This window comes from Dyella sp. (assembly GCF_036568765.1).
Lineage (GTDB): Bacteria > Pseudomonadota > Gammaproteobacteria > Xanthomonadales > Rhodanobacteraceae > GSA-30.
Window position 1 is genome coordinate 1 of record NZ_DATCRY010000127.1, and the last position, 3,933, is coordinate 3,933.

At 61.9% G+C, this 3,933-nt stretch carries 6 protein-coding genes; 5 read left to right on the forward strand and 1 reads right to left on the reverse strand.

The genetic code is table 11. From position 1 onward, the window contains the following. From VIM98_RS09200 to VIM98_RS09220, 5 genes are all read left to right on the forward strand, one after another. Positions 1-243 (forward strand): tyrosine-type recombinase/integrase (locus tag VIM98_RS09200; protein WP_331992800.1); only part of this gene is annotated, 243 nt, incomplete at its 5' end. Positions 244-355: 112 nt separating this feature from the next. Beyond that, entirely contained in the window at positions 356-892 is a 537-nt protein-coding gene (gene hslV / locus VIM98_RS09205) for an ATP-dependent protease subunit HslV (protein WP_331992801.1), read from the forward strand. 124 nt (positions 893-1,016) lie between these two features. Next, on the forward strand, positions 1,017-2,354 hold the full coding sequence (gene hslU, locus VIM98_RS09210; RefSeq protein ID WP_331992802.1) for an ATP-dependent protease ATPase subunit HslU: 1,338 nt from the start codon (positions 1,017-1,019) through the stop codon (positions 2,352-2,354). Positions 2,355-2,465: 111 nt separating this feature from the next. Further along, positions 2,466-3,080 (forward strand): hypothetical protein, encoded by a 615-nt coding sequence (locus VIM98_RS09215; RefSeq protein ID WP_331992803.1) that lies wholly within the window; start codon positions 2,466-2,468, stop codon positions 3,078-3,080. A gap of 24 nt (positions 3,081-3,104) precedes the next feature. Beyond that, a complete protein-coding gene (locus tag VIM98_RS09220; RefSeq protein WP_331992804.1) occupies positions 3,105-3,467 on the forward strand; it encodes a S8 family serine peptidase in 363 nt (120 codons plus the stop codon). A 12-nt stretch (positions 3,468-3,479) separates the two neighbouring features. Here VIM98_RS09220 and VIM98_RS09225 read toward each other — a convergent pair. After that, the coding region (locus VIM98_RS09225) for a hypothetical protein (RefSeq protein WP_331992805.1) at positions 3,480-3,933 on the reverse strand (454 nt) is incomplete at its 5' end.

Genomic DNA, 3,933 nt, shown 5'->3' on the forward strand with positions numbered 1-3,933 from the left:
GTACAGGCGCGGCTCAAGCACCTGGCGCTGGCTTCGGGTTTCGCCAAACGTGTGCACCCGCACTTGCTGCGCCACACGTTCGCCAGCCACATGCTCGAATCTTCCGGCGACCTGCGTGCGGTGCAGGAACTGCTCGGCCACGCCGATATCGCCACTACGCAGATCTATACACACCTGGACTTCCAACATCTGGCCAAGGTGTATGACGCAGCGCATCCCCGGGCGAAGAAGCGGGGCGGGTGAGGCCGGCTCTGTGGGCTGAGGCAGCAGGGACGTAGGGCGGAAGTCGCCCTAAAACTTGCATCCACCGGAGCCCACCCCCACCTAACCAGTTCACGCTTTTTGGAGCAACACCATGGACTCCTTTCACGCCACCACCATTGTCTCGGTGCGCCGTAACGGCCGCATCGTCATCGGCGGCGACGGCCAGGTCACCCTGGGCAACACGGTGATGAAGGCCAATGCCCGCAAGATTCGCCGTCTGGGCAAGAACGGCGACGTGCTCGCGGGCTTTGCCGGTGCGACCGCCGATGCCTTCACGCTGTTCGAGCTGTTCGAAGAAAAGCTGGCCAAGCACAGCGCCAACCTTACCCGCGCCGCGGTGGAGCTGGCCAAGGAGTGGCGTACCGATCGCCGCCTGGGCCGACTCGAAGCCATGCTTGCGGTGGCCGATAAAGAAGCCTCGCTGCTGATTTCCGGCAACGGCGACGTGCTCGAGCCCGAACACGGATTGATTGCCATCGGCTCCGGCGGTCCATTCGCGCAGTCGGCCGCACTGGCGCTGATGGAGAACACCGACATGGACGCGCGTACCATCGTCGAAAAGGCGTTGAAGATCGCTGGCGATATCTGCATCTACACCAACCACAACACGACGATCGAAGAGCTCTGAGCGGAAACGGGATGCCAGCTGCGTCAGCGCCAACCGATGACGCGCTTCTACCCGAATCCATCCCAGACACCCTGCGTGCGCTCCCATTCCTCGTCTTCCACCTCTGCCTTCTCATAGTCCCTATATGTCCGAACTCACTCCTCGCGAAATCGTCAACGAACTGGATCGCTACATCATCGGTCAGCACGATGCCAAGCGCGCGGTTGCCATCGCGCTGCGCAATCGCTGGCGCCGCATGCAGTTGGAACCGGGCCTGCGCGACGAAGTCACACCGAAGAACATCCTGATGATCGGGCCTACCGGCGTAGGCAAGACCGAAATTGCGCGACGCCTGGCTACCTTGGCCAACGCGCCGTTCGTGAAGGTCGAGGCAACCAAGTTCACCGAGGTGGGCTATGTCGGCAAGGATGTCGAATCGATCGTGCGCGATCTGGCCGATGTTTCTTACAAGCTCACTCGCGAGCAGGCCATGAAACGCGTCCGCACCCAGGCCGAAGATCGCGCCGAAGACCGCATTCTCGATGCCCTGCTGCCACGCCGCCAGGCGCCGACCGACTGGAGCCAGGATCCGGCGCCGGCGGGTGGCGAAGGCGATACCCGACAAAAGCTGCGCAAGCAGCTGCGCGAAGGGGCGCTGGACGATCGCGAGATCGAGCTGGATTTCGCCATGAATGTCGGCGTGGAGATCATGTCGCCGCCCGGCATGGAAGAAATGGGCCAGCAGCTGCGTCAGATGTTCCAGAATCTCGGCGGCGCCAAAACCCAGAGCCGCAAGCTTTCCATCAAGGCAGCCCGGCCGCTGCTGATCGAAGAAGAAGCCGGCAAGCTGCTCAACGATGAAGAAGTGCGCGCCCAGGCGGTCGAAGCGGCCGAGCAGAATGGGATCGTCTTTCTCGACGAGATCGACAAGATCGCCCAGCGTTCCGAATGGGGCGGCGCCGGTGTCAGCCGCGAAGGCGTGCAGCGCGACCTGCTGCCGCTGGTCGAAGGCTCCACCGTTTCCACCAAGTACGGCCCGATCAAAACGGACCATGTGCTGTTCATCGCTTCGGGAGCGTTCTCCCTGGCCAAGCCTTCGGACTTGATCCCGGAGCTGCAAGGCCGCCTGCCGATCCGGGTCGAGTTGTCGGCGCTGTCGGTCGATGACTTCAAGCGCATCCTGCGCGAACCGCATAGCGCGCTGACCAAGCAGTATGTGGCCCTGCTTGGCACCGAAGGCGTGAGCCTGGAATTTGACGACTCCGGCGTGGATCGCCTGGCCGAGGTCGCTTTCCAGGTGAACGAGCGCACCGAGAACATCGGCGCTCGCCGTCTGCATACGGTGATGGAGCGGCTTTTGGAGAAGATCTCCTATGAAGCCGCCGACAAGTCCGGCGAAAAATATGTGATCGACGCCGATTATGTCGATAAGAACCTTGGCAGCCTGGTCAAGGACGAGGATTTGAGCCGGTACATCCTGTAAGCCCTGCGGCAATAACACAAGTTATTGTTTTTAATATGTTAAAGAGGGGAAGCACCTACCCGTTAGCCAGTCCTAACAAGCCGGCGACCCCCCTCTGGTAAAATGCGTGCCATGGGCAAGATCATCGAATTGAAGACCACTGGGCAGCGCGCGCAATTGCGCGAGGCCCAGGAAAGCCGGCAACTGGTCAGGCTATGGCGTGAAGAACTCGAGCACGGCAGCTTTTGTGGCTACGTCGGCGGCGTCGGCCGCGAGTTTTTCCTGCTCTGGGTGATGGGCGACACCATTACATATGACGGCATCTACATCATGCGCCACCGCGACGTGACCGAGTTGGAAGCGCCGGACAAGCATCATGTCTTCATGGAGAAGGCATTGGCACACAAGTCGCTGACGCCGAACCTGCCGAAGGATTTCCCGCTCGACTCGATCCGCGAGGTCGTCGAAGCCGCTGCGCGACAATCGGCGGTAATCGGCGTGCACGTCGATAGCGAGGAAGAGGCCGAAGTCTGCTACATCGGCCGCCTGGTCGGCGTGGAAGAAGACGGCTTCAGCATGCAGGAAATCAGCCCGGATGCCGAATGGCTGCGCGAGGCTTCGTTCTTCTCCTGGGACGAGGTTTCCACCGTCAGCATCGATGACGGCTATGCTCAAGCCTTGCTGGCCGTCGCCGGTACCCCGCCGCCGCTGGAGCAAGGGCCAGGGATCGGTCTGGCCAACGAATAAAACCCATCGACAACGGAGGCAGCCATGCGCTATCGGAACCTGTTTCGGATATCGCTGGCTGCCTTTTTGTTTGCCGGCGCCGTTCACGCCCAGACCCCGCGAGGCAATGCCATGCCCGCCGATGCGGCACCTGACGCCAAACGTTTGATCGTCACTTATCGAGACGGCCCGACATCGCCGGCCGCGCAAGCGGCCAACGCCAAGGTCGGCAGCATCTTTGTCCGACCGATGGGCTCGGGCAAAGCCGCCGTCGTGACCCTGCCGCCCGATGCCGATCTCGACCGGGCGATGACCGTCCTCAAGTCGCAGCCTGGCGTGCTCCACGTGGAGATCGACACACGCAAGCGCGTCGATCCCATTCGCGGTCCCAAGCTCGACGGCAACTAGCCCGCGGCGGACTTACTTCTTGCGGCTTTTCTTTTCCTTCGGGTCCGGCTTGTCGGCCACCACGACCATGTTCGCTTTCGGCGACTCGCCCAGGTATTTGGCGTAGTCGCTCTTCAGTTCCTTGGCGGTCAGCGTCCGGGCAATCGTGCCGTTGGCGGTGTCCAGGACATAACCTGCGGTCGCACCGCCGTCGGCGCAGCCTGAAACCGGCACTTGCTCCACGACCAGCAGTTGCTTGTGCCCTTCGAGCCAGGCAGCCGCGCCGACGTTATGGATGCAATCGGATTTGAGCTTGGTCGCCGCCACGATCGTTTTTTCCACCGGCAGCTCGTGTATCGAGTCGCCATCGTCGAAAACGAAGACATGGGTGGTCCAGGTACCGGCATCGCCGCCGTCGGATGTGTTGACGAAGACCGCGCGGGAATCGTCGGACCAATTGGCCTCGATCAGGTTCAGCGCACCGGCG